Genomic DNA, 1,133 nt, shown 5'->3' on the forward strand with positions numbered 1-1,133 from the left:
AGCGAGCGTCTCGGCGAGCGGAGCGCCCAGCGCGAGCGCCTGGCCGATCGCCGTCGCGAACGGCTCCAGAGCCCGCACACCAGACTGCCGCGCGACCCTCATCAAGGCGTCCTCCCGTGTTGAGAGGCCCATCTGCCATGAGATACGGGCGTGATCCAGCGAGCGGGAGAGCGGGCCCGCGCGCTCCGCGCAATACATGCCGAGGGCCGCATCGAATGAGAGACCGGCGCTGAGCCCGAGTCTGACCACGTCGATCATCTCTGTGACCTCACCGAGCGAGGGGGCGTCGTCCGACCTGCCTCCGAGCCGCAGCCTTTGCGCGAGCGCCCCCATGCCCTCCACCAGCCTGAGCCGCCAAGACCGTGCTGCGGCCACGGCCTCGCGCAGGCTCATATCGGAGCAGACGCCGCCCGCTATCCAACCCGTGCCCGCCCATGCCAGGAACAGCGCGGCGAGCACGATCGGATGGGACCCAGCAAGCACGTCCATCAGAGCCTCACCTTCATGATCCGGCTGATGATCAGCCAGGCGAGCGCGTTCAGCACGAGGGCGAGGGCGATCGACACGGCGCCCGCCGGCTCCGCCACACCGCGCCTGAAATCCGTCGAGAGCGTTGAGAGCACCGCGATCAGCGCCACCGGCATGCCCGCCACCATGCGGGCCGACATACGGGCTTGAGAGGTCTTCACATCCAGCTGGCGCATGAGGTGAATGCGAAGGCCCACGAGGTCGGCGGCTTGCGACAGCAGGTCACCGAGGGGAGCGCCGGTTCGCTGGGAGATCTTGAGGGCAAGGGCGACGAGATCGAGTCCCGGAGCCCTCAGCCGGGCGAGCAGCGCATCGAGGGACTCCGACGCCGGCACGCCGCAGTCGATGGAGAACCCGGCACGCATGAACTCACCTCTGAGCGGCTCACGCGCATGCACCCCGACAAATCGCAGCGCCTGCGCGAGCGAGCAACCCGAACCCAGAGCTATGGCGAGGGCTTGGAACGCCTCGGGCATCGCCCCCTCGATCTCCCGGGCGCGGCGCCGGCCAGCCGAGGCCGTGCCGACCTCCAACGTCACCAGCGGAAGAGCCGCGCCCGCGATGAGCCCCAACCGCCCTCCCAGCAGCAGCGCGCCCAGCAGGCC

At 69.8% G+C, this 1,133-nt stretch carries 2 protein-coding genes; both read right to left on the reverse strand.

The features are described 5' to 3' along the window. Window positions 1–489 (reverse strand): hypothetical protein (locus CAP13_RS08540; protein WP_097677703.1); only part of this gene is annotated, 489 nt, incomplete at its 3' end. After that, window positions 489–1,133, reverse strand: a 645-nt coding sequence (locus CAP13_RS08545) for a type II secretion system F family protein (RefSeq protein ID WP_179185022.1), incomplete at its 5' end; no start/stop codon positions are given. The genes CAP13_RS08540 and CAP13_RS08545, both read right to left, overlap by 1 nt.

It is taken from the genome of Collinsella vaginalis (assembly GCF_900176655.1).
GTDB lineage: Bacteria > Actinomycetota > Coriobacteriia > Coriobacteriales > Coriobacteriaceae > Collinsella > Collinsella vaginalis.